The sequence below is a fragment of the Actinomadura sp. B10D3 genome (assembly GCF_039871695.1).
Lineage (GTDB): Bacteria > Actinomycetota > Actinomycetes > Streptosporangiales > Streptosporangiaceae > Spirillospora > Spirillospora madurae.
Window position 1 is genome coordinate 1 of the sequence record NZ_JBDPLY010000039.1, and the last position, 21,502, is coordinate 21,502.

21 protein-coding genes, 1 pseudogene and 1 riboswitch are annotated in these 21,502 nt (G+C 73.0%); of the genes and pseudogenes, 8 read left to right on the plus strand and 14 right to left on the minus strand.

The window, feature by feature from the left end:
* The coding region (locus ABGB11_RS37870) for a helix-turn-helix domain-containing protein (protein WP_347640324.1) at positions 1–371 on the minus strand (371 nt) is incomplete at its 3' end.
* A 391-nt stretch (positions 372–762) separates the two neighbouring features.
* Between ABGB11_RS37870 and ABGB11_RS37875 the strand changes: the two genes are divergently transcribed.
* Both ABGB11_RS37875 and ABGB11_RS37880 read left to right on the plus strand, forming a co-directional pair.
* Positions 763–1,170, plus strand: a complete 408-nt coding sequence (locus ABGB11_RS37875) for a helix-turn-helix domain-containing protein (RefSeq protein ID WP_347640325.1) — start codon at positions 763–765, stop codon at positions 1,168–1,170.
* Between the two features lie 111 nt (positions 1,171–1,281).
* Complete coding sequence (locus tag ABGB11_RS37880) at positions 1,282–2,844, plus strand: serine/threonine-protein kinase (RefSeq protein ID WP_347640326.1); 1,563 nt, start codon at positions 1,282–1,284, stop codon at positions 2,842–2,844.
* A gap of 3 nt (positions 2,845–2,847) precedes the next feature.
* Here ABGB11_RS37880 and ABGB11_RS37885 read toward each other — a convergent pair whose 3' ends face one another.
* Genes ABGB11_RS37885 through ABGB11_RS37895 form a run of 3 tightly spaced genes read right to left on the minus strand, consistent with a single transcriptional unit; the run spans position 2,848 to position 5,488 of the window.
* Positions 2,848–3,219 (minus strand): MmgE/PrpD family protein, encoded by a 372-nt coding sequence (locus ABGB11_RS37885; RefSeq protein ID WP_347640327.1) that lies wholly within the window; start codon positions 3,217–3,219, stop codon positions 2,848–2,850.
* The gene (gene solA / locus ABGB11_RS37890; RefSeq protein WP_347640328.1) at positions 3,216–4,349 is read right to left on the minus strand and encodes an N-methyl-L-tryptophan oxidase; all 1,134 of its coding nucleotides are present in this window, start codon (positions 4,347–4,349) and stop codon (positions 3,216–3,218) included. The genes ABGB11_RS37885 and solA overlap by 4 nt, the downstream gene beginning before the upstream one ends.
* Positions 4,350–4,369: 20 nt before the next feature.
* Entirely contained in the window at positions 4,370–5,488 is a 1,119-nt protein-coding gene (locus ABGB11_RS37895) for an amidohydrolase family protein (RefSeq protein ID WP_347640329.1), read from the minus strand.
* 49 nt (positions 5,489–5,537) lie between these two features.
* Between ABGB11_RS37895 and ABGB11_RS37900 the strand changes: the two genes are divergently transcribed.
* The 4 genes from ABGB11_RS37900 (at position 5,538) to ABGB11_RS37915 (ending at position 10,395) form a co-directional block, all read left to right on the plus strand.
* Positions 5,538–6,842 (plus strand): aldehyde dehydrogenase family protein, encoded by a 1,305-nt coding sequence (locus ABGB11_RS37900; RefSeq protein ID WP_347640330.1) that lies wholly within the window; start codon positions 5,538–5,540, stop codon positions 6,840–6,842.
* Positions 6,839–8,062 carry an L-2-hydroxyglutarate oxidase gene (lhgO, locus tag ABGB11_RS37905; RefSeq protein WP_347640331.1) on the plus strand — a complete coding sequence of 408 codons (1,224 nt, stop codon included), beginning with the start codon at positions 6,839–6,841 and terminating at the stop codon, positions 8,060–8,062. Before ABGB11_RS37900 ends, lhgO begins: the two co-directional genes overlap by 4 nt.
* Positions 8,063–8,191: 129 nt before the next feature.
* The gene (locus ABGB11_RS37910) at positions 8,192–9,418 is read left to right on the plus strand and encodes a cytochrome P450 (protein ID WP_347640332.1); all 1,227 of its coding nucleotides are present in this window, start codon (positions 8,192–8,194) and stop codon (positions 9,416–9,418) included.
* 185 nt (positions 9,419–9,603) lie between these two features.
* A complete protein-coding gene (locus tag ABGB11_RS37915) occupies positions 9,604–10,395 on the plus strand; it encodes an SAM-dependent methyltransferase (RefSeq protein ID WP_347640333.1) in 792 nt (263 codons plus the stop codon).
* A 59-nt stretch (positions 10,396–10,454) separates the two neighbouring features.
* Here the strand turns inward: ABGB11_RS37915 and ABGB11_RS37920 are convergent, their stop codons facing one another.
* From ABGB11_RS37920 to ABGB11_RS37940, 5 genes are all read right to left on the minus strand, one after another.
* On the minus strand, positions 10,455–11,267 hold the full coding sequence (locus ABGB11_RS37920) for an MBL fold metallo-hydrolase (RefSeq protein ID WP_347640334.1): 813 nt from the start codon (positions 11,265–11,267) through the stop codon (positions 10,455–10,457).
* A gap of 22 nt (positions 11,268–11,289) precedes the next feature.
* Entirely contained in the window at positions 11,290–13,542 is a 2,253-nt protein-coding gene (locus tag ABGB11_RS37925; protein ID WP_347640335.1) for a xanthine dehydrogenase family protein molybdopterin-binding subunit, read from the minus strand.
* Positions 13,539–14,531, minus strand: coding sequence for a xanthine dehydrogenase family protein subunit M (locus ABGB11_RS37930; protein WP_347640336.1), 993 nt, complete (start codon positions 14,529–14,531; stop codon positions 13,539–13,541). The genes ABGB11_RS37925 and ABGB11_RS37930 overlap by 4 nt, the downstream gene beginning before the upstream one ends.
* Positions 14,528–15,043: a (2Fe-2S)-binding protein gene (locus ABGB11_RS37935; RefSeq protein ID WP_347640337.1), complete on the minus strand. Its 516-nt coding sequence runs from the start codon at positions 15,041–15,043 to the stop codon at positions 14,528–14,530. The genes ABGB11_RS37930 and ABGB11_RS37935 overlap by 4 nt, the downstream gene beginning before the upstream one ends.
* Before the next feature lie 82 nt (positions 15,044–15,125).
* A complete protein-coding gene (locus ABGB11_RS37940) occupies positions 15,126–15,524 on the minus strand; it encodes an ATP-binding cassette domain-containing protein (RefSeq protein WP_347640383.1) in 399 nt (132 codons plus the stop codon).
* Positions 15,525–15,559: 35 nt separating this feature from the next.
* On the opposite strand from ABGB11_RS37940, the pseudogene ABGB11_RS37945 reads away from it, so the two are divergent.
* Positions 15,560–15,829 (plus strand): annotated as a pseudogene (locus ABGB11_RS37945) (NAD(P)-dependent oxidoreductase); the annotation flags it as partial.
* Here the strand turns inward: ABGB11_RS37945 and ABGB11_RS37950 are convergent.
* The 3 genes from ABGB11_RS37950 to ABGB11_RS37960 all read right to left on the minus strand — a co-directional run bounded on the left by ABGB11_RS37950 (position 15,816) and on the right by ABGB11_RS37960 (position 18,580).
* Positions 15,816–16,751 (minus strand): alpha/beta hydrolase, encoded by a 936-nt coding sequence (locus ABGB11_RS37950; RefSeq protein ID WP_347640338.1) that lies wholly within the window; start codon positions 16,749–16,751, stop codon positions 15,816–15,818. The pseudogene ABGB11_RS37945 and the gene ABGB11_RS37950 sit on opposite strands and share 14 nt — an antisense overlap.
* Before the next feature lie 56 nt (positions 16,752–16,807).
* Complete coding sequence (locus tag ABGB11_RS37955; RefSeq protein ID WP_347640339.1) at positions 16,808–17,476, minus strand: helix-turn-helix domain-containing protein; 669 nt, start codon at positions 17,474–17,476, stop codon at positions 16,808–16,810.
* A 234-nt stretch (positions 17,477–17,710) separates the two neighbouring features.
* The gene (locus ABGB11_RS37960) at positions 17,711–18,580 is read right to left on the minus strand and encodes a hypothetical protein (RefSeq protein ID WP_347640340.1); all 870 of its coding nucleotides are present in this window, start codon (positions 18,578–18,580) and stop codon (positions 17,711–17,713) included.
* Between the two features lie 472 nt (positions 18,581–19,052).
* Positions 19,053–19,195, plus strand: a riboswitch (cyclic di-AMP (ydaO/yuaA leader).
* Between the two features lie 9 nt (positions 19,196–19,204).
* Here ABGB11_RS37960 and ABGB11_RS37965 point away from each other — a divergent pair.
* The gene (locus ABGB11_RS37965; protein ID WP_347640341.1) at positions 19,205–19,873 is read left to right on the plus strand and encodes a hypothetical protein; all 669 of its coding nucleotides are present in this window, start codon (positions 19,205–19,207) and stop codon (positions 19,871–19,873) included.
* A 73-nt stretch (positions 19,874–19,946) separates the two neighbouring features.
* Here ABGB11_RS37965 and ABGB11_RS37970 read toward each other — a convergent pair whose 3' ends face one another.
* Together ABGB11_RS37970 and ABGB11_RS37975 are read right to left on the minus strand one after the other, a co-directional pair.
* Entirely contained in the window at positions 19,947–21,155 is a 1,209-nt protein-coding gene (locus ABGB11_RS37970; protein ID WP_347640342.1) for a DUF6596 domain-containing protein, read from the minus strand.
* Complete coding sequence (locus ABGB11_RS37975; RefSeq protein ID WP_347640343.1) at positions 21,155–21,493, minus strand: YciI family protein; 339 nt, start codon at positions 21,491–21,493, stop codon at positions 21,155–21,157. Before ABGB11_RS37975 ends, ABGB11_RS37970 begins: the two co-directional genes overlap by 1 nt.
* Positions 21,494–21,502: the final 9 nt, after the last annotated feature.

Genomic DNA, 21,502 nt, shown 5'->3' on the forward strand with positions numbered 1-21,502 from the left:
CCGCTCTCGGCCGCCATCGACGCCCGGGACCAGTGCGTCGCCCCGGCCGGCGTCCGCTCCAGCGTGGCCACCACGACCTGCTCGACCTGCTCGTCGGTGATCTTCCGCGGGGCACCCGGCCGTGGCTCGTCCGCCAAGCCCTCCAACCGCCGCTCGACGAACCGGCGCCGCCACTTACCCACCGTCTGCGGCCAGATCCCCAGCTCGGCGGCCACTTCCTGGTTCGTCTTGCCGTCCGCACAGCCCAACACGATCCGGCACCGCTGCGCCAGCGCCTGCGACGACTTGGCCCGCCGCGCCCAGCGCACCAGCGTCTCGCGCTCCTCATCGGTCAGCGTCACCTCGGCCACCGGCCGACCCTTGCGCACCATAAGCCCCAAACTACACTTCTTCAACGAATTTCAGGCGCAGGACACTAGGGCTCGACGAGCGGATACCGGTCGTCTGCTTCGACGCACGAGAAACCCAGGCCGCGATAGGAGTGCTCCGGTCTCTCGTCCAGTACCTCCTCCTCTCCGCCCCACCATCTCCCGCCGTCCCGTAGGGAGAGGCAGCAGCGCACCTGTCCAGGACGCCCCGCGTGGCGTTCGGCAGGGTCGGCGGCGCCGATGACCTGGGCGTGCAGCGATCTCGGGGGTCGTCCTCGGCCGCCCGGCGGATCGCCCGAAGTTCGGTAAATGCCCCGGCACTGTCCTGTCCTTGGCGCCTCTGACAGCGGAAAATCGTGATTCAACCCCGGCTTGTCAACGCTGTGGAGTGATCATGGATGTGATCAGTACTGCCGCGGTCCCGGCGGGAGCGGCCGCGGTATCGGTGCGCTGTCGTCACAGTTCGCTGGTGGCGCAGATCCATGCCTTCGTCCAAACGAACCTGGGCGACCGGAACCTGACCCCCGCATCGATCGCCGCGGCGCACCACATCTCCCTGCGCTACCTGCACAAGCTGTTCCAGCAAGAAGGGCACACCGTCGCCGCCTGGATACGCGAGCGCCGCCTGGAGCGATGCCGCCGTGACCTTGCCGACCCTCGGCTGGCCGCCCGCCCCATCCACGCGATCGCCGCACGATGGGGATTCACCAGCGCCGCGCATTTCAGCCAGGCATTCCGCAGCTCATACGGCCTTTCACCCCGCCAGTTCCGCCGGGAGTGCGCGACAGTGCCCGCAAGCTGACGACGTGTGGGCGGCGTTTTCGGTCGTTCGTGGCCTTCTGGGTTGCCAAGAGTTGGATAGGTTTACCTCAGGCCGGTCGCCTGATTCGTACGCCAGAGAAGGGTTCGCCCTGTGCAGGAGCAGACACGGCGGACGCAACTGCCCAGCAGGAGCGAGCCGCTCCGGCCCGGCGATCCGACCGCCATCGGGACGTACGCGCTGGTCGGACGGCTGGGCGAGGGCGGCATGGGTGCCGTCTACCTGGGCCGGGACGGCGGCGGGCGGTACGTCGCGATCAAGGTGATCCGCTCGGAGCTGGCGTCCGACAACGGCTTCCGGGCCCGCTTCCGGGACGAGGTGAGCAACGCCCAGCGGGTGGCCTCGTTCTGCACGGCGAAGGTGCTGGACCACGGCGAGGACGGCGGGCGCCCGTACCTGGTGACCGAGTACGTGGACGGCACCCCGCTGGACGAGTACATCGAGGCCGGCGGGCCGCTGCCGGACGGCACCCTGAACGGCGTCGCGGTGGGCGTGGCGGCGGCGCTGACCGCGATCCACGCGGCCGGGCTGGTCCACCGGGACCTCAAGCCGCCCAACGTGATGCTGTCGGTGTCGGGCCCGCGGGTGATCGACTTCGGTATCGCCCGGGCCGCCGACGCGGCGTCCGGCCACACCCAGGCGGGGTTCGTCGTCGGCACCCCGGGGTGGATGGCGCCCGAGCAGGTGCTGCAGGGCGAGGTGTCCACGGCGGCCGACGTCTTCGCGTGGGGGTGCCTGGTGGCCTTCGCCGGAACCGGACGCCACCCGCACGGCACGGGCACGGTCATGACGATGGCGGCCCGCGCCGAGAACGGCGAGCACGACCTGATGGGCCTGGCCGAGCCGCTGCGGGCGCTGGTCGAGCGCGCACTGAACCCCGACCCCGCGCACCGTCCGGAAGCCCAGGAGTTGCTGCTGGAACTGGTGTCCGGGGGCGCGGCGCCCCCGGAGTCGCCCAGCGCGGCCCAGGCCGCCGTCAACGCCGAGCTGACCCGGACCTGGCAGGCCGAGGCGCTGCCCCCGCCCTGGATCCCGCCGTCCCCGCCGCAGGGCGTCCGGGCGCCGACGCGGGCCTACGAACCGGCCCCGCCGCCGCCGCCCCCTCCGGGCCCGTGGGCGCAACCTCCGGTGGCGGCCCCGGCGCCCCCGCCGCGCCGGCGTGGCCGGGGCTGCCTGGGCTGCCTGATCGCCGTCCTGGTGGTGGCCGGGATGGCCGTCACCGCGGTGGTGGTGGCCTACCGCTACTTCCAGCCCGTCGACGGCCAGCAGAACAAGCCCGCCAAGGACGGCCAGTTCACCTTCGTGGCGTCGGGGGTCACCTGCGGTGTCTCCGTGCGCGGCATGCGGCCCCTGACCGGCAACAAGCTGTGCCGCGTCAAGATCACGGTGACCAACACCGGGACCAAGACCCGCACACTCTCCCGGAAGGAGCAGAAGCTCCTCGACACCGGTGAGGCGTCCTACACCCCCCGGGCGATGATCCAGGGCAACGTCGCCGATGTGCGCAACACCTCCTCGGCGAAGGTGATGTCTCCGGGGGCCAGGTTCTCCGGCCTGCTGATCTTCGATATCGGCACCTCGGTGCGGCCGGTCTCCGTGGTCCTCCACGACGCCGCCCTCAGCAAGGGCGTCCGCATCCCCGCCAAGCCCGCCTGAGCATCAGGGGGCGAACCCCCAGACCTCGCCGAGCCGTTCCGGACTCGGGAAGGCGGCCTCGGCCACCCGGATCGGGACCTCGTACCCGACCGCCACCGCCGCCAAGACGTCGCGTCCGTGGGCGGACAGCTTCTCCCCCAGGGCCAGCGACGGCGCGATGGCCGTGGCCCCGGGATGGAGGAACGTCGCCCGCTCGGAGCCGAGACCGGAGACGACGCCGTCCTGGATCCGGGATGCCGCCGTCCGCAGACCGCCCACGGCGTTGGCGATCCCGTCCAGGACGAGCCGTTTCAGGTGCTCGACCGTGGCGGCGTCGAGGTCCCGGTATCGCGTCGCGGCGACGAACCGGGCGATCTCTCCGGTCGCGTCGGTCACCGCCGGCCCCCGGCGAAGCGGTCGGGGGCCATGAACGCGATCTCCGGGACGGTCTCGCCGGTCGCGAGGCGCGCGACGGCGTCCCCGACGGCCGGGGCGAGCTTGAAGCCGCGTCCGGAGTAGCCTCCGGCGAGCACGACGTTCGGGATCCGCGGGTGGCGGCCGGTGATGCCGTGGCCGTCACTGGAGTAGAGGTCGGTGAAGCCGGCCGACCTCACGGGATGCGCATGCAGGCCCGTGACGTGGCGGGTCAGCAGTTCCGCCATGCTCGCGAGTTCGTCCGGTTCGTGGCGACGTTCGAAGGTGTCCGGGTCGTCGATGTCCGACGGCCTGATCCCGCACACCTTGACGGACGCGTGATCCGCGGTCGGAGCGCCATAGATGAAGTCGCTCCCGCTCCGGCGAGTGAAGACGGGGAACACCTCGGGCTCGAAGTCCGGAACGTACGCCGGAGCGAACCAGGACAGCAAGACCCTTTTCGGACGCAGGTGACGTGCCAGCTCCGGCGGCAGCCACGGCGGAGCCCACGAGCCCAGGGCGAGGATCGCGGTGCGGACCGTCCAGGTCGATCCCGCCGCCTCGATCACGACGCCGTCGCGCCGCGGCTCGACGCGCTCCACCCGGTGGTGGCGGAGGATCCGGGCGCCCAGCGACTCCGCCCGGTCCGCCGCCGCGACCACCGCCTGCTCGCTCCGGAGGAATCCCGCCTCGGGGTCGAAGTAGGCCATATCGTCCTCGGTGAGGACGTGCTGCGGGTACCGGTCGGCCATCTCCGCCCGCCCGAGGGGCAGCAGCTTCAGGCCGTGGGCCCTCGCCGACTCGGCGACCTGCCGCATCGACGGGTCCTCGCGGCGGCCGATGTTCAGGCCGCCGCACTGGACCAGGAGGTTGGTCGCCGACACCTCCGACAGCTCCCCCCACAACCCGAGGGCCTGCTTCAGCAGCGGGACGTAGTGGGCGCCTTCCATGTAGGCGAGGCGGAACAGCCGGGTGTTCCCGCCCGCGGCGCCCAGGTCGTGCCCGGGCGCGTACCGCTCGAACCCGATGGCCTCCACGCCCAGCTCGGCGAGCCGCCACAGGGCCATGCCGCCCATCGTCCCGACGCCGATGACCGCGACCTCAGCGTCCATGTCCACGCCCCTTCCGAAGATCACGCATCGTCGAGGACCCGTCCGCCGAGCATCACCAGCGCCACGTCGCGGACGGCCTCGACCTCCGCCGCCGGGTCGCCCCGGTAGGCCACGAGGTCGGCGGGACGCCCCTTGGCCAGCCGGCCGGCGGTGTCGGCGAGCCTGACCACCTCGGCGGCTGCGCCCGTCGCCGCGTGCAGCGCCTCGGCCGGCGACAGGCCGGCCTCGACCATCAGCCGCATCTCCTGGGCCACGGATCCGTGCGGGTTCCCCGGGGCGCCGGAGTCGGTGCCGACCGCGATCGTGACGCCGTTCTCGGCGGCGACGCGGCAGGCCGCCAGGGCCTTCGACCGGATCTCCGCGGCCTTGGCCGCGATGGGCGAGCCGGGCCGGTCCGCGTAGGCGCCGTGGATCGCGTCGAAGACGCACAGGGTCGGGACGAGGGCGACCCCCTGCTCCCGCATCCGCTCCGCGGTGGGCGCGTCCAGCAGCGATCCGTGCTCGATGCTGTCGACGCCCACGTCGAGCAGCATGCCGATCACCTCGGGCGAGTACGCGTGCGCCGCCACGCGGCACCCCGCCTTGTGCGCCTCCTCGACGGCGACCTCGACCTCGGCGCGCGACAGCTGGGGCTCCTCGGGCCGCTCGTGCTCCCCGTACACCCCGCCGGACGCGATGAGCTTGATGGCGCGGGCACCGCCCTTGATCTCGGACCGGACGGCGGCGCGCACCGCGTCCGGGCCATCGGCCTCGTGGCAGAGGGACCAGCCGTGACCGCCGGTCATGGCGATCGCGCGGCCGGACGGGACGACGCGCGGCCCCGGCACGTCCCCGTCCGCGATGGCCTGGGCCAGCGGCACGGAGAGGGCGCCGGTCGCCCCGAGGTCCCGGACGGTGGTCTCGCCCGCCCGCAGGTGCCGCATGGCGTGCGCGGCGGCGCGCAGGACCGTCCGCTCCGGTGTCTCCAGCGCGACCCGGTCCTGGGGAGCGGCGGAGGCGTCCCACACCAGGTGCGTGTGGGTGTCGATGAGCCCCGGCAGCAGCGTGCAGTCGCCGAGGTCGACGTCGACCGGCCGTCCCGCCGCGCCCGGTCCGGTCTCGACGCTCACGATCACGCCGTCCTCGACGGTGACGGCCACGGGCTCGTCGAGGACCTGAACGCCGTCGAACGCCCGCGCCGCCCGGAGGGTGGTCGCTCTCGCCGACCGGGAGACGGCGCTGGGCGAGACCCGCCTCGCCGCCGAGCTGGCGCGCACCGCGGGCCAGCTCCGGTTCTACGGTGATGTCGCCGTCGAGGGCTCCTACCTCGCGGTGACGGTCGACCGCGCGACGGCGGCCCGGCCGAGCCTGGCCCGCGTGCGGGTCCCGCTCGGCCCCGTCGCGGTGTTCGGCGCCAGCAACTTCCCGCTGGCCTTCGGCGTCCTGGGCAACGACACCGCCTCCGCCCTCGCGGCCGGGTGCCCCGTGGTGGTGAAGGGCCATCCGGCGCACCCCGCACTCAGCGCGCGGCTCGCCGATCTCGCCCTGCGCGCCCTGGAGCGGGCCGGTGCGCCGGACGGCGCCTTCGCACTCGTCACCGGCTTCGAGTCCGGAGTCATGCTGGTGCGCTCGCCCCACACGGCCGCGGTCGCGTTCACGGGGTCGCAGCAGGGTGGCCAGCACCTCTGGCGGCTGGCCAACGAGCGCGACGTCGTGATCCCCGTGTACGCCGAGATGGGCACCGTGAACCCGGTCGTCCTCACCCCCGTCGGCGTCGCGGGCACCGGCGAGGTCGCCGAAGGGTTCGTGAGCGCGTTCACCGGCGGCGCCGGCCAGTTCTGCACGAAGCCGGGGCTGCTCTTCGCGCCGTCCGGATCGGGGTTCGCCGCCGCCGCGGGACGTGCGCTGGAACGTTCCGCACCCCAGGCGTGGAGCCTGACCGAGCAGATCGCCTCCTCGGCCGCCGCCGGGACGGCCGACCTGGTCGAGGACGGGGCGACCGTCGTCGCCCGGGTGGCCGGTCCCGGCCGCGGCTGGTCGGTGGAGGCGACCCTGCTCTGCGCCCCGATCGGCGCGGTGCGTCCGAGCAGCCGCCTCCTTGAGGAGTGCTTCGGACCGGTCGCCCTGGTGGTGGAGTATCAGGACATGGCAGAGCTGCTTTCGGTACTGCCCGGCCTCCAGGGCGCCCTGGCGGCCGGGATCATGTCGGGCGGCGAGCAGGACCCCGACATCCCCTGCCTGCTCGACGCGCTCACCCCTCTGGTCGGGCGGGTCGTGGTGGACGGGTGGCCCACCGGCGTCGCCACCGCGTGGGGGCAGCAGCACGGCGGACCGTGGCCGGCCACCACGGCGCCGGCCTCCACCTCGATCGGCGCGGCGGCCCTCGACCGGTTCACCCGTCCCGTGACCTACCAGGGAACTCCCGAGAGGGCGCTGCCTCCGCCGTTGCGGCCGGACAACCCCTGGTCCGTGCCTCGGCGCGTGGACGGCGTTCTGGAGATGGGACGGCGGTGAGCCGCATCAGGAAGCGCGCGGCGGTCGTCGGCGGCGGCATCGTCGGGGTGTCGGTCGCCCGCCATCTCGCCCGGCGGGCCGACGACGTCGACGTCACCCTGTTCGAGAAGGAGGACCGGCTGGCCGCCCACCAGACCGGGCACAACAGCGGTGTCGTGCACGCCGGCCTCTACTACGAGCCCGGAAGCCTCAAGGCCACCCTGTGCCTGCGCGGAGTCGAGCTGCTGCGCGAGGCCGTGCGGGAACACGGCGTCCCCTACGAGGAGTGCGGCAAGATCGTCGTTGCGCTCGGCGAGCGGGAGCTGCCCCGCCTGGACGCCATCCACGCCCGCGCCGTCGCCAACGGCGTCCCCGGGGTCCGCCTGATCGGCGGTGACGAGATCACCGAGCTGGAGCCGCACGCCCGCGGGATCCGGGCGCTGCACTCGCCGCGCACCGCGATCGTCGACTACGTGGCGCTGACGGTCGCGCTGGCGGCGGACTTCCGCGCGGCCGGCGGCTCGGTCCGGCTGGGCGAGCGGGTGACCGGGCTGGAGCAGCGCGGGCGGGCGGTCCGCCTCACGGCGGGACAGGGCACCGAGGAGTTCGACCTCGTGATCGCGTGCGCGGGCCTCGCGTCCGACCGGCTGGCACGGGCGGCCGGGGAACCGGCCGAGCCGCGGATCGTGCCGTTCTACGGCGACTACTTCCTGCTGGACGCGAGCACGCGCCACCTCGTCAACGGGCTCATCTATCCCGTGCCCGACCCCCGGTATCCCTTCCTCGGGGTGCACCTCACCAAGCGGATCGACGGGGCCGTCATGCTCGGCCCGAACGCCTTCCTGTCGCTCGGCCGCGAGTCCTACGAGGGCGGGCGGCCCGTCCCCGCGGACGTGCGCGACGCCGTCGGGTTCCCGGGCTTCTGGAGGTTCGCGGCCCGCAACCTTCCGGCGGCCGTCCGCGAGGCGCGGACCGCCCTCAGCTCGCGGCAGTTCGTCGCCGAGGCGCGCAAGTACGTCCCCGCCCTCCCCTCCGGCGCCGTCGCCCGCGGGCCGCGGGGCATCCGCGCGCAGGCCATGGACGCCCGCGGCGGCCTGGTCGACGACTTCGTCATCTCGGGAACGGAGCACATCGTGCACGTGCGCAACGCGCCGTCCCCGGGCGCCACGTCGGCGCTCGCCATCGCCGAGCACATCGTGGGCGAAGCCCTCCGGCGCCGGTCCTGGTCGGGGACGGCGTAGGGCCTCCCGAAGGAGTAAGTGGTTATGTACTGTCGTACGGATGCCTGCCCGGCATCCGCACGGCCGATGCGGCGCGACGTCGGCCTCCGACCCGTCCGAGCACGGGCCCCCGGAGGAAGGGAACCGCTCATGCGCTCCGCGCCCGCATCCCGGTCCGACCAGCCGGTCAACGACACGATCAACCTGATCAGCGGTGAGTTCTGGGGCCGCGACCCGCACGCCGAGCTCCGCTGGATCAGGGACAACGCGCCCGTCTACTGGGACCCCAGCGCCGAGGTCTGGGGGATCTCGACCTATGCGGCGGTCAAGTACGTCTCCCGCCATCCCGAGCTGTTCTGCAACGGGCAGGGCATCCGCCCGGACAACGGCCCGCTGCCGATGATGATCGACATGGACGATCCCGAGCACAAGCTGCGGCGCAAGCTGGTCAGCGCCGGGTTCACGCCGCGGCGGGTCGCCAGCAGGCGCGCGTACCTCGAACGGATCTGCGACGAGATCATCGACCGGGTCTGCGAGCGCGGCGAATGCGACTTCGTCGCCGACCTGGCGGCCCAGCTCCCGCTGATCGTGATCGGCGACGCCCTCGGGTTCGCGGCGCGGGACCGCCAGACGCTGCTGGCCTGGTCCGACGACATGCTCAGGGCGCTGACCGGCGGCGACGACCCCGCGCTGCTCGCCCGGGCCGCCGAGGCGTTCGCCGGGTTCAACGAGTACGCCTCCGCCGTCGTGGCCGACCGCCGGGCCTGCCCCCGCGACGACCTCATCAGCGCGCTCACCCACGCGACCGTCGACGGGCAGCGGCTGGACCACGAGTCGCTGCTCCAGGAGTCCCTGCTGATCCTCATCGGCGGGGACGAGACGACCCGGCACGTCATCTCCGGCGGGATGTGGCAGCTGTTCCGGCACCCGGAGCAGCGCCGCGCGCTGACCGAGGACCCGTCCCTCATCCCCGCCGCCGTGGAGGAGATGCTGCGCTGGGTGTCCCCGATCAAGAACATGGCCCGCACCGCCACCCGCGACACGGTGCTCGACGGCCGCGCCGTCGCGGAGGGCGACACCCTCCTGCTGCTCTATCCGTCCGCCAACCGGGACCGCGCGGTGTTCACCGATCCCGACGCCTTCGACATCGCCCGGCATCCGAACGAGCACCTGGCCTTCGGCAACGGCCCGCACTTCTGCCTGGGCAACAGCCTGGCCCGCCTCGAACTGCAGGTCATGTTCGGCAGGCTCCTGGCCCGCCTGCCCGATCTGGAGCCGCTCGAAGCCGCCGAGCCCGCCCAGCGGCCCGCCAACTTCGTCTCCGGCTACGAATCCATGCCCGTCCGCTTCACGCCGACCCGCCGCGTGCCGACATGACCGCGGCCTGTTATCGCCGCAGGTGACGAGCCCGCACGCAATTCCATTGTTATCGGAGGTCGCCGCCGTTTTCGTGATGTGAAATGTACGATGATCCACGGTTCTCTTGTTGACAAGACAAGTCTGTACAGACAATGGATCGAGGCTGCGGCGTGGCTGACACCGGCGGAGTGGATCGGAATTCGGTGGACCTGGAGACCGGCCGGGCCCACGGCGCACGGATCTACGACTACATCCTCGGCGGCAAGGACCATTACGAGGCCGACCGCGCGGCGGGAGACGAGACGCTGAGAGTGTGGCCCGCACTCCGGGTGCACATGCAAGCCAACCGTTCGTTCATGCACCGCGTCGCACGCTATATGGCGGTCGAGAAGGGTATCCGGCAGTTTCTCGACATCGGCACCGGTATCCCGACCTCCCCCAATCTCCACGAGGTCGTCCAGGAGAAGGCGCCCGATTCCCGGGTCGTGTACGTCGACAACGACCCGATCGTCCTGATCCACGCGCGGGCGCTGATGCAGAGCACTCCCGCAGGCCGGACCGCCTACGTCCAGGCGGACATGCGCGAGCCGGAGCGCATCTTCGATGCCCCCGAGCTGCACTCCACCCTGGACCTCACCCAGCCGATCGGGCTGACCGTGATCGCCGTGGTCCACTTCATCGAGGACGACGACGAGGCGTACCGCGTCGTCCGCGACCTGGTGGACCGGCTCCCGTCGGGAAGCTGGGTCGGGCTCGCCATCGCCACCGACGACTTCGACCGCGACGTGCTGGCCGAGGTCCAGCGGACCTACCACGCGCACGGGGAGACCCTGCGCTGGCGCAGCCACGAGCAGGCCCTGCGCTTCTTCGACGGGCTGGATCTGGAGGAGCCCGGCGTGGTGCAGATCCACAAGTGGCGTCCCGACGGCACCCTGTCCCGGCCCATCTCGGACAAGGACATCGCCATGTACGGCGGAGTCGCGGTCAAGCACTGACCGGTCAGGCAACGTACCTCGAAGCGGCGCTGGTCCGGACCGCGCCCGAGCGTGACGCGTCAGGTGAACCAGCGTCTCCCCTCTCCGGCCAGGACGCGGCCGAACTGGAGTTCCGGGAAGTGCGCTCCGGCGCCGACGGTCGCCTCGTCCTCCAGCTCGCGGAACAGCCGCTCGCGGATCCGTTTCGCGAGCTCGGGGTCGACGTCGCCGATCGACTGCCAGGTGGGCTCGTCGAGCTGGACCGGGCAGATGATCGCGTCGCCGAGGAGCAGCGCGCGGCGGCCCCCGGAGGCGACGATGACGCTGAGATGCCCGGGCGTGTGCCCGGGTGTCATGGTCACCGTGACGCCGGGCGCGATGGTGGTGTCGTCGCCGACCGGCCGCAGGCGGTCGCCCTGCCCTTCGGACGCGGCGCGGAACCCGCGCCGGATGTGGTCGAACATCCACACGTCCGGGTCGGTGACGAAGTGGTCCCAGTCGCGGGCGCCGAACCAGACGGCGGCGCGGGTGAAGATCGGATCGGCGTTCCGGTCGAAGAGCCAGCCGCAGTGGTCGGAGTGCAGATGGGTGCACACGACGTCGGTGATGTCGGCGGGGCTGACGCCCACGGCGCGCAGGCCGAGCAGCAACTGGCCGCCGACGAGGAACCTGCGGGGGCCGTCGTCGCGCATCTCGGGGCCCATGCCGGCGTCGACGAGGATCGTCCGGTCACCGGTCCGCACGAGGAAGCACCCGATGGGCAGCCAGGCCATCGCGTCGCGGGAGAACAGGTCCTCGTGCCCTTCGGCGCGGACGTGCTCGCCGAAGTAGGCGGGCGAGGCGCGGAAGGTGCCGTCGGTCAGGGGATGGACGTCGATGTCACCGATCAGCATGGGATCCTCCGGACGCGGTCGGTCAGGCGGGTGCGGGCAGGTGGAGCAGCAGGTGCTCGGGGGCGATCGGCAGCTCGCGGACGCGGTGGCCGGTCGCGTGGTGGACGGCGTTGGCGATGGCCGCGGCCGAGCCCACCTGGCCGATCTCGCCGACGCCCTTGACGCCGAGCGGGCCGGTGACGCGGTCCTCGACCTCGATCAGCTCGATGTCAATGTCGGGCGCGTCGGCGTTCACCGGGACGAGGTAGTCGCCGAGGCTCGCGTTGGCCCAGCGGCCGAGGCCCGGGTCCATGCGGGTGCCTTCGAGCAGCGCCTGGCTCATGCCCCACAGCATGCCTCCCACGAGCTGGCCGCGGGCCGTCCTCGGGTTGAGGACGCGGCCGGGCGCGAACGCCCCCGCCATGCGCCGCACCCTGACCAGGCCGAGGTCGGCGTCGACCGCGACCTCGGCGAACTGGGCACCGAAGGTGAGCAGCCCGTACGGGGTGTCCAGCGGCGGCGGGTCCCAGCTGCCGAGGGCCTCGGTGTCGTTCATGAGGTGGCGGGACATCAGGTCGCCGTAGGTCTCGTGCGCCGCGGGGTCCCCGGCGAGCGTCATCCGCCCGCCGGTGACGGTGACGCGGCCCGGATCGGCGCCGTGCAGCGGCGACTCCGGGTCGCCGGCGGCCATGGCGATCATCTGGTCGCGGATCGCCGCCGCGGCGTCGTGCACCGCGGCGCCGACCATCATCGCGCCGTTGGACCCCACCGGGGACCCGGCGGTCGGCAGGTCGGTGTCGCCGAACTCCAGGCGCACGTCGTGCGGGTCGACGCCGAGCCCGTCGGCGGCGACCTGGGTCAGCACCGTGGTCATGCCGGTGCCGAACTCCTGGACGGCGGTGGACACGACGGCGGTGCAGTCGGAGTACAGGCGGGCGCGGGCCCGCTGGGTGCGCATGAAGAACGCCACGGGGTACCCGGCGGCGGCCATGCCGGTCCCGATCAGCAGATTCCCTTCGCGGCGGGTTCCGGGCGCGGGATCGCGTCCCGCCCAGCCGAACCGCTCCGCTCCCCGCCGCAGGCAGTCGGCGAAACCGCCGCTGGACCAGGGATGGCCGGTCTCGGGGTCGACGCCCGTGAGGTTGCGCAGCCGCAGCTCGACCGGGTCGACGCCGAGCCGGGCGGCGAGCTCGTCCATCGCGCATTCGAGGCTGAACACCCCGGCGGCCTCGCCCGGCCCGCGGGTGAACGTGGGCGTCATCGTGTTGCCGCGCACCAGCCGGTGCGCGCCCTCGAAGGCCGGGCAGGCGTACAGCCGGGAGGACACGCCGAACGCGGGCTCGGCCCAGTCGTCGAACGGCGAGGTCACGGAGATCTTGCGGTGCGAGATCGCGGTGAGGGTGCCGTCGCGCCGCGCCCCGAGCCGGACGTGCTGCTCCTGCTCCTCGCGGTGCCCGCACGAGGTGAACATCTGCTCCCGCGGCACCACCAGGCGCACCGGCCGGCGCACGTGCCGGGCGGCCAGCGCGGTGAGGGCCACGTGCGGCCAGACCATCGCCTTGGACCCGAACGCGCCGCCCACGAACCGCGTCAGCACCCTGATCTTGGACGGGGACATGCCCAGGAGGGCGGCGACGGTCAGCTGCACGGCCTTGATGCCCTGGCAGGAGTCGTACAGCGTCAGGCGGTCGCCCTCCCAGACGGCCGTGGTGGTCAGCGCCTCCAGCGCGTTGTGGTGGTTGGCGGCGAACCGGAACTCGGCGTCGACGTGCACATCCGCCTCGGCCAGCCCGGCCTCGACGTCCCCGCGGCGCGACCGCGCGGGCAGGAAGCCACCGAAGATCATCTCCGGCTCGTAGGCGTCCGCGCGGCCCTGCTCGACGGTGGTCACCGACGGCGCCTCGGCGTAGGCGACCTCGACGAGCGCGGCGGCGTACTGGGCCTGCTCCAGCGTGCCGGCCACCACGATCGCCACCGGCTGGCCCGCGTAGTGCACCGTGTCGTCCTGCATCGGGAAGAAGGTCTCTCCCGGCGCCGGCCCGCCCATCAGTGACGGCACCAGCGGCACGTGGCCGACCTTCGGCAGGTCGTGGTGCGTCAGGACCGCGAGGACGCCGCCGGCGCGCTCCGCCGCAGCGGTGTCGATCGAGGTCACCCGGCCACTGGCCACGCGGGCGCCGACGATCCGGGCGTGCACCAGGCCGGGCGGCGAGATCTCCCCCGAGTACCGGGCGGTGCCGGTGACCTTCTCCGGGCCGTCGACGCGGACGGCCTCCTGCCCGATGGATGCGCTCATCGCTCGTCCCCGTCCGTGAGCACCGCCAGCGCGCGGACGATCGTCCGCCGCGCCAGCTCGACCTTGAAGGAGTTCAGGGGCCGCGGCACGGCCGCCGCCATCTCGTGCGCGGCGGCCTCGGCGAACGCCTCGGACGCCGCCGGCCCGCCGGTGAGGCTCCGCTCGGCCGCCCGCGCCCGCCACGGCTTGGTCGCGACCCCGCCGAGCGCCAGGCGGACCTCGGCGAGGATCCCGTCCCGGACGTCCACCGCCGCCGCGACGGAGACGAGCGCGAACTCGTACGACGCGCGGTCGCGGACCTTCAGGTAGACCGACCGGCGGGCCGTCGGCAGCGCGGGGACCTCGATCGAGGTGATCAGTTCGCCGTGCTCCAGCGGGTGCTCGCGCTCCGGTGTGCTTCCGGGAAGCAGGAAGAAGTCGTCGATCGCGATGGTCCGCTCGCCGGCCGGGCCCCGGGTGTGCACCACCGCGTCCAGGGCGACCAGCGCGACCGCCACGTCGGACGGGTGGGTGGCGATGCACGCGTCACTGGTGCCGAGCACGGCGTGCCCGCGGTGGATGCCGTCCATGGCCGCGCAGCCGCTGCCAGGATCGCGCTTGTTGCACGGCGAGACCGCGTCGCGGTAATAGCCGCACCGGACCCGCTGGCACAGGTTGCCGCCCATCGAGGCCATGTTCCGCAGTTGCGCCGAGGCGCCCAGCAGCAGCGCCTGGGAGACGACCGGGAACCGCTCCACCACCCCCGCCGCCTCGGCGACGTCGCTCATCCGCGCCAGCGCGCCGATGCGCAGGCCGCCGTCCGGCAGGTCCTCGACCCGGTGGAGCGGCAGGTCGTTGATGTCAACCAGCACGTCGGGGCGCAGCACGTTCTGCCGGACGAGGTCGACCTCCGTGGTGCCGCCGGCGAGGAACGCGCCGCCCGGGTTCTCCCGGACGGTCGCGATCGCCGCGCCGATGTCGGCCGCCCGCGCGTAGCCGAACGGCCTCACCGCCGCGCACCGTCCCCGGCGTCGCGGACCTCGCGGATCGCGGCCCTGATGTTCGGGTAGGCCGCGCATCGGCAGAGGTTGCCGCTCATCCACTCGGCGATCTCGGCGTCGTCGGCCGCGTGGCCCTCGTCCAGCAGCGCGACCGCGGACATGATCTGGCCCGGGGTGCAGTAGCCGCACTGGAACGCGTCGTGGGCGATGAAGGCGGTCTGCATGGGGTGCAGGCCGCCGCCGTCCGGGAGGCCCTCGATCGTGGTGACCTCCCGCCCCTGACAGGCGACCGCGAGCGTCAGGCAGGCCAGCACGCGCCGGCCGTCCACCCGGACCGTGCAGGCCCCGCAGGTGCCCTGGTCGCAGCCCTTCTTCGAGCCGGTCAGCGCGAGGTGCTCGCGCAGCGCGTCCAGCAGGCTCACGCGCGGCTCGATCCGCGCCTCGCGCGTGCGGCCGTTGACGGTGAGTGCGATCGTGCGGGCCTCGGACCGGCATTCCAGCGGCGGTGCGTCGACGTCCATCCTGGGCTTCCTCAAATGCTCTCGATTACTGTGCGTTATGAGTCATGCCCACTTCGTGTCCGACTTCACGCCGGGTTTCTCTCTATGTAGCCGGTGCCTCCCTATCTAATAGGCTTGGTGGTCGTCTGATCCTGCCGAGGTACATCACCGCCACCCGGTCCGCCATCGCGATCAGCAGCCGCTGCCGCATGCCGCCGGAGAACTGGTGCGGGTAGGCCGACATGCGCGCCCCGGGGTCGGGGATGCCGGCCCGTTCCATCAGCTCGGCGGCCTTGGCCGCCGCCTCGCGCCGGGCGGCGCGGTCCAGCGTCAGCACGTCCTTCCCGGCGAGACGGACCGTCCCGCCCGCGACGTGCGCGACCGGGTCGAGCAGCCCGGCGACCGCCCGCGCGGTCATGCTCTTGCCGCAGCCGGACTCGCCGAGCAGCGCGAGGGTCCGCCCGGACCGGACGGAGAAGCCGACGCCGTCGACGGCCCGCAGCGTGCCGTCGGGGGTGCGCGGAGGCCCTCGGCCCCGCCGGCTACCTGGTGAACATCGCCCGCGGCAGCGTCGTGGACGAGCCGGCCCTGGTCGACGCCCTGGTGAACCGCCGCATCGCGGGCGCGGCCCTGGACGTCTTCGCCGACGAGCCGAACGTCCCCGCGGAGCTGCTGCCGCTCGACAACGTCCTGCTGCTGCCGCACATCGCCAGCGCGACCGACGAGACGCGCGAGGCGATGGGCGACCTCGTCTTCCGGAACCTCCGGCGGTTCCCGTCGGACGGAACCCTGATCACACCCGTGTGAGGAAGCCGGCAACGTGCGCCTGCCACCGGCGCGCGGACTCCAGGATCGCGGTCATCTCGTGGGAGCCGTGCACGTGGCCGTCCCACTGGACGACCTCCGCCGGAACGCCCGCCTCGGTGAGGCGCCGCCCGTAGGCCGCGCCGTCGTCGCGCAGGATGTCGAACTCCGCCGTCATGATCAGCGCCGGCGGCAGCCCGGACAGGTCCCCGGCCAGCAGCGGGGAGGCGTACGGGTCCGTCCTGTCCTCGGGGTCGCAGTATCGCTCGATGTCGGCGGCGAGGTCGTCGCGGGTCAGCAGCGCCGCCTCGGCGGGCTCGTTCACCGACGGCTGCTTCAGGGTGAGGTCGAGCGCGGGAATCTCCAGGACCTGCGCGACCAGTGCCGGTCCGCCCTGGTCACGGGCCATGAGCGCCGTCGCGGCGGCCAGGTTCGCGCCCGAGGAGTCCCCGCCGATGGACAGGCGGGCGGCGTCCACGCCCAGCCGCCCGGCGTTGGCGGCCACCCACCGGAGGGCGTCCCGGCAGTCGTGGACGGGCACGGGAAAGCGGTGCTCAGGGGCCAGCCGGTGCGCGACGGAGACCACCGCGCATTGGGCGTCGGCCGCGAGACGGGCGCACACGGCGTCCCGGTGGTGGAGTTCACCGAGCCACCAGCCGCCTCCGTGGACGTAGACGTGGCCGGGCAGCACGCCGGCGAGGTCCGGCCGGTAAACGCGGACGGTGATGGTGCCGCCCTCGACGGGGACCTCGTGGTCGGCGCAGGTGACCGGCGGCATGGGCAGCGCCACCGCCTTGACCCGCTGGTCCATGCCGCGGTGGATGAACGCGCGCCGTTCGGCGACCGGCGTCGACGCGCCGGGCATGTGGGCGCGGGCCTGCGCGACCCGGTCGAGCATCGGGACGAGCTCGGGAAGGACGGGCATCGCGCACCTCACTCGTTACAGTGACTGTAATCTTCGCCCCACTGTACCCGGAAGGATCACGGGTCGAGGGGGCCGGCCGCGAAGTCGTCCAGCCCGTGCGCGAGGAGGGCGAACGCCTGCTCGGCGACCCGGACCACCTCGGGCCCGTACTCGTCCGGCGAACGGCCGGACAGCGCGCCGCGGCGGAACGCGTCGATCGCGGCGCGGTGCACGGACACCAGGGCGTCCGCGACGATCCGCGGCCGCAGGTCGCCGGGGGCACAGCGCCGGTCGGCGGCGATGACGGCGGCGAGCCGGTCGGCGTACCGGGCCAGGACGGCCTGCTCGCGGGCACGGAGCGTCTCGCTGTCCGCGACGAGCGCCGCCAGCGTCCGGTGCCGTGCCCGGGCGGCCGGGTCGGTGGGCATCACGGCGTACCGGGCCAGCAGGTGGTCGCGGACCGCGGCGAGGACCGAGCGGTCTCCCCGGTCTTGGACGGCCGCCACCAGCGCCGCCTCGAACCGGGTGTCGTGGCCGTAGACCAGGTCTTCCTTGGTCGCGAAGTGGTTGAAGACCGTCTTCTCGGTCACGCCCGCGGCGCGCGCGACCTCCGAGACGGGGACGGCGTGGAAGCCGTGCTCCGCGAACAGTTCCATCGCCGCGGCGGCGATCCGCTCCCTGGTCCGGCGCTTGCGTGCCGCCCGCGCCCCCTCCTCGGCCACGTCCGCCACCTCTCGGGTCTTCACTACAGGCACTGTAACCAGCCGCCACAGACCGGCGCCGCGCGGAGGAGCAAGGCTGCGGCGGCGCGGGCATCACGTCCGCGGCGGGACCGTCCGCGCCGAGGGCGACCTGGACTTCCGTGGGACGCTCGCCGTGGACGGGCAGGCCTCACCGAGCGCTACTGCGTCGTCCTGGAGACGCTGTCGTCCTCGCCGGAGCTCTCGGTCACCTCGGGGACGGCGCCGCGCTGAGCCGTGTCACAGAGGCGGGGCCCAGCCGGGAGCCACCCGGCGCAGGCTGCCGAGATTGCCGCTGAGGACGTCGGTGTGGGGGATCACGAAGTCGCCGTTGGGGTGCCATCCGGTGAACTGCACGCCCATCACCCGGCCCGGCAGGAAGGGGGCCGCGGGCCCGCTGTGCAGCGGGGCCTGCGGCAGGTTGTTCCGGTCGTAGTGCGGCGAGTAGCGGACCTCGGCGCCCCAGCCGGGCCTGGCCTCGTCCGTCCCGAAGACGACCCAGTGGTCGGTGAGGACCTGGGCGCCCAGGTCGGGCACGGCCCCGGTGTGGCAGTCGATCGCGGGCAGCGCGAACCGGTCGGGATCGTGTGGGGAATACCACATGAGCAGCGGGTTCGCCGCGAGCGCCTCCCGGTTGTCGAAACAGCACAGCGCCACGGCGTAGCCCGGGTACATGGCCGCGTAGAAGTCGAACAGCGGGCGGTTGGCCGGGATCCGCTTGGGCGGCGGGACCTGCTCCAGGGCGTCGGGGATCAGCGTCGGATCGGTGGCGAGCACGACGGTGTAGACGTCGTGGTCGAAGACCTGGACCGGCGGCGGCCCGGCCGGCTGCGGAGCCGCCCCGTAGGCGCCCCCCGGCGCCCGCGGGACGGGGCGGAGCGTGTCCACCATGTCCCGCAGGATGCGGGGGCACCCGCTCGTGTCGATGAAGTTCGCCTGCGTCATGCCCGCGGCGGGCAGATGCAGCAGCATCGCGTTCGGTCCGGGGGCGAGGTTCTGCGCGGTGTTCTGGTAGCCGAGGACGTGCACCCGCCCGTGCTCGCCATGGTTCCGCAGCCCGTGGTACAGGATCGTGCCGGTGAATCTGGCCGGCGCCGCCGCAACGCACATGCCGTCACCCTCCCACGAATCCATCCGCACCCGTGCAGGGCCGCCTCAGGGCCTCCGGATCGCCCACCGGCGGGGCGCTGAGGCCCAGTTCTAGCCCGCTGACCTGCGGCTGAGTGATTTGATGCGGTTTGCCTTTCTTTGGGGTTGCCTGTAGCTTCTCGCTCATCAAGGCGCCCGCCAGGCGCTTTCGACCAGCGTGTCCCTTGTGGCACGCGGGCCTCACCGGCACCGCCGGGAGGCCGGCGGCGCGATCCACGCGTCGCCTCGCGTCAGCCCGATGCGTCGCACGGGTCCCCCGACCCGTCCTCGCGCCGACCATGCGCACGCCGGAACGTGCAGGCGCCGAGAGCACGCCGGGACGAGACGCCCCATCGCGGCCCCGCCCCCGGGGCCGCCTCACCACACATCACATGCCGCTCTTTCGCACACGGGACGACAGGGTCCCGTGGACGGGCCCGAGCGCCCAAGGATCGCAGCGGCAACGCCGAGTCCGCCAACGCGCGGAGCCGGGGACCCAACCACGCACTGGGGTGAATCGACCTGCCCAGCAGGCCGTAGGGCGACTTCCACGCCCGAATCCGTCAGCTAACCCGGTAGGCGGCTTGGAAGCCAAGGAGCCCCCCTGTGACAGGCAAGCACAGCAAGTCCCGTGGCCCCCTGGGCCTGACCCCCCGCGCCGCCGGCGCCCTCGCCGGTCTCGCCGTCTTCGGCGGCGTGGCCGCGACGACGGCGCACGCGGCGGTGTCGCCCGCTTCGGGCGGCGACGACAAGGCGTCGGCCGTCACGGCCCACGTCGTGAAGGAGCCCACCGGGAAGAAGGCGGAGGCGAAGAAGGCCCCCGCGAAGAAGGCCGCCGCCGACTCCGCCGGCGGCGAGAAGATCGACGCCCGCTCGAAGGTGATCGCGCGGGCCAGGACGTGGCAGCCGCACTCCGACGACCGCGTCCCCTACAGCCAGGTCAGGACCCACGAGGGCTACCGGGCCGACTGCTCCGGCTTCGTCTCGATGGCGCTGGGGCTGCCCAAGCCGGGCCAGAACACCGTCGGCCTGACGTCGTCGAAGTTCACCAAGCGCATCAATATGTCCGAGCTCAAGAAGGGCGACCTCGTCATGGACGCGGAGGGGACGAACACCACCCGCCACGTCGTCATCTTCGAGAAGTGGGCGAACAGCAAGCACACGGCCTACTGGGCGTACGAGCAGCGCGGCCGGTACGGCACGGACTACCGGACGCGCGACTACGGCCTGGACGCGGGCAGCGAGTACAAGGCCTACCGTCCGACGAACCTCTGAAAGAACGCGAAACCACCCGGCCGGGCACCTCCCCCGGCCGGGTCTTCGCGTATGGGCGCGCCTGAACTTCGCGTCACGTCCAGGTGAGGCGTTCGCTGAGGAGCGCCTGTTGCGCGGGATTGGCGGTGAGCGCGAGGGCGCGGCGGTCGGCCGCGTGCGCTTCTCTCCGGCGGCCGAGGTCGCGCAGCAACTCGGCGCGGGTGGCGTGGTAGAGGTGGTGGCCGTCGAGGGCCTTCGCGAGCGGGGCGAGTTCGTCCAGCGCCGCCGCCGGGCCCTGGACGTACCGGACGGCGATGGCGCGGTGGAGGCGGACGACCGGCGTTCCCGTCATGTGAAGGAGCATGTCGTAGAGGACGAGGATCTGGTCCCAGTCGGTGTCGTCCCAGGTGGGAGCCTCGGCATGGCACGCGACGATCGCCGCCTGGACCTGGTACGGGCCGGGAGCGCGCATCGCGGCGGCGCGCTCGATCAGCCGTCCGGCCTCCTTGACCGCGTCGTGGTCCCACGTCGCGCGGTCCTGGTCGCGCAGGAGGACGAGGCGGCCGTCGTCGTCGAAGCGGGCGGCGGTGCGCGCCTGGTGGAGCCGGATGAGCGCGAGCAGGCCGAGGACCTCGGGCCGGCGCGGCATCAGCCAGGCGAGCTGCTCGGCGAGCCACCGCGCCTCGTCCGCCAGGTCGCGGGCGTGGCCGCGGTCGCCGCGGCTCGTCAGGTACCCCTCGTTGAACAGCAGGTACACCACGGCCAGCACCTGGCCGACCCGCTCGTCCAGCTCGTCCTGGGCCGGGATCCGGTACGGGATCCCCGCGTCGGTGATCTTGCGTTTGGCGCGGGTGATGCGCTGCCCGACGGTCGCCTCCGGGACGAGGAACGCGGCGGCGATCTGCCCGGCCGTCAGCCCGCACACCGTCCGCAGCGTCAGCGCGACCTGGGCCGCGACGGGCAGCGCCGGATGGCAGCAGGTGAAGATCAGCTTGAGCCGGTCGTCCGGCTCGCCCGGCACCGGCCACTGGAGCCGGGCCAGCTTGTCGCGGTAGGCGGCCTGGCGGCGCAGCAGGTCGATGCCGCGGCGGCGGGCCGTGGTGAGCAGCCAGGCGTCCGGATGCTCGGGGACGCCCTCCTCCGGCCAGCGCCGCAGCGCGGTCTCGACGGCGTCCTGCATGACGTCCTCCGCCGCGGCGAAGTCGCCGAGGACCCGGACCAGGCAGGCGGTGAGCCGGCCCGCGTGCTCGCGCAGCACGCGGGCCAGCTCGGCGTGCGCGGGCTCGGCGTGCGCCGGGTCCATCAGGTCAGCGGGCGGATCTCGATCAGCGGGCACGCGGGCCACGTGCGGGCGATGGCCAGCGCCTCGTCCAGATCGGCGACCTCCACCTCGGCGTATCCGCTGACGACCTCCTTGCCCTCGACGAACGGGCCGTCGGTGAGGACCGCCTCTCCCCCGTCCAGGAGCATGGTGGTCGCGGTGTGCGCGGGCTGGAGGTGCCCGTGGTGGGTGATCTTGTCGGAGTGCCGCGCGAACCATTCCGCGACCTGCTCGTAGGACGCCTGGCGCTCACCGTCGGTCATGCCGGCCAGTTCCTTGGCGAACTTCTCGGTCTCGACGAACATCAGCACGTACTTCATCGGTCTCCC

Coding starts and splice junctions, on each gene's coding strand:
- ABGB11_RS37875 (WP_347640325.1), top strand. CDS start 763: ATGGATGTGATCAGTACTGCCGCGGTCCCGGCGGGAGCGGCCGCGGTA.
- solA (WP_347640328.1), bottom strand. CDS start 4,349: ATGGACGCTGAGGTCGCGGTCATCGGCGTCGGGACGATGGGCGGCATG.
- ABGB11_RS37910 (WP_347640332.1), top strand. CDS start 8,192: ATGCGCTCCGCGCCCGCATCCCGGTCCGACCAGCCGGTCAACGACACG.
- ABGB11_RS37920 (WP_347640334.1), bottom strand. CDS start 11,267: ATGCTGATCGGTGACATCGACGTCCATCCCCTGACCGACGGCACCTTC.
- ABGB11_RS37925 (WP_347640335.1), bottom strand. CDS start 13,542: ATGAGCGCATCCATCGGGCAGGAGGCCGTCCGCGTCGACGGCCCGGAG.
- ABGB11_RS37935 (WP_347640337.1), bottom strand. CDS start 15,043: ATGGACGTCGACGCACCGCCGCTGGAATGCCGGTCCGAGGCCCGCACG.
- ABGB11_RS37950 (WP_347640338.1), bottom strand. CDS start 16,751: ATGCCCGTCCTTCCCGAGCTCGTCCCGATGCTCGACCGGGTCGCGCAG.
- ABGB11_RS37960 (WP_347640340.1), bottom strand. CDS start 18,580: ATGTGCGTTGCGGCGGCGCCGGCCAGATTCACCGGCACGATCCTGTAC.
- ABGB11_RS37970 (WP_347640342.1), bottom strand. CDS start 21,155: ATGGACCCGGCGCACGCCGAGCCCGCGCACGCCGAGCTGGCCCGCGTG.
- ABGB11_RS37975 (WP_347640343.1), bottom strand. CDS start 21,493: ATGAAGTACGTGCTGATGTTCGTCGAGACCGAGAAGTTCGCCAAGGAA.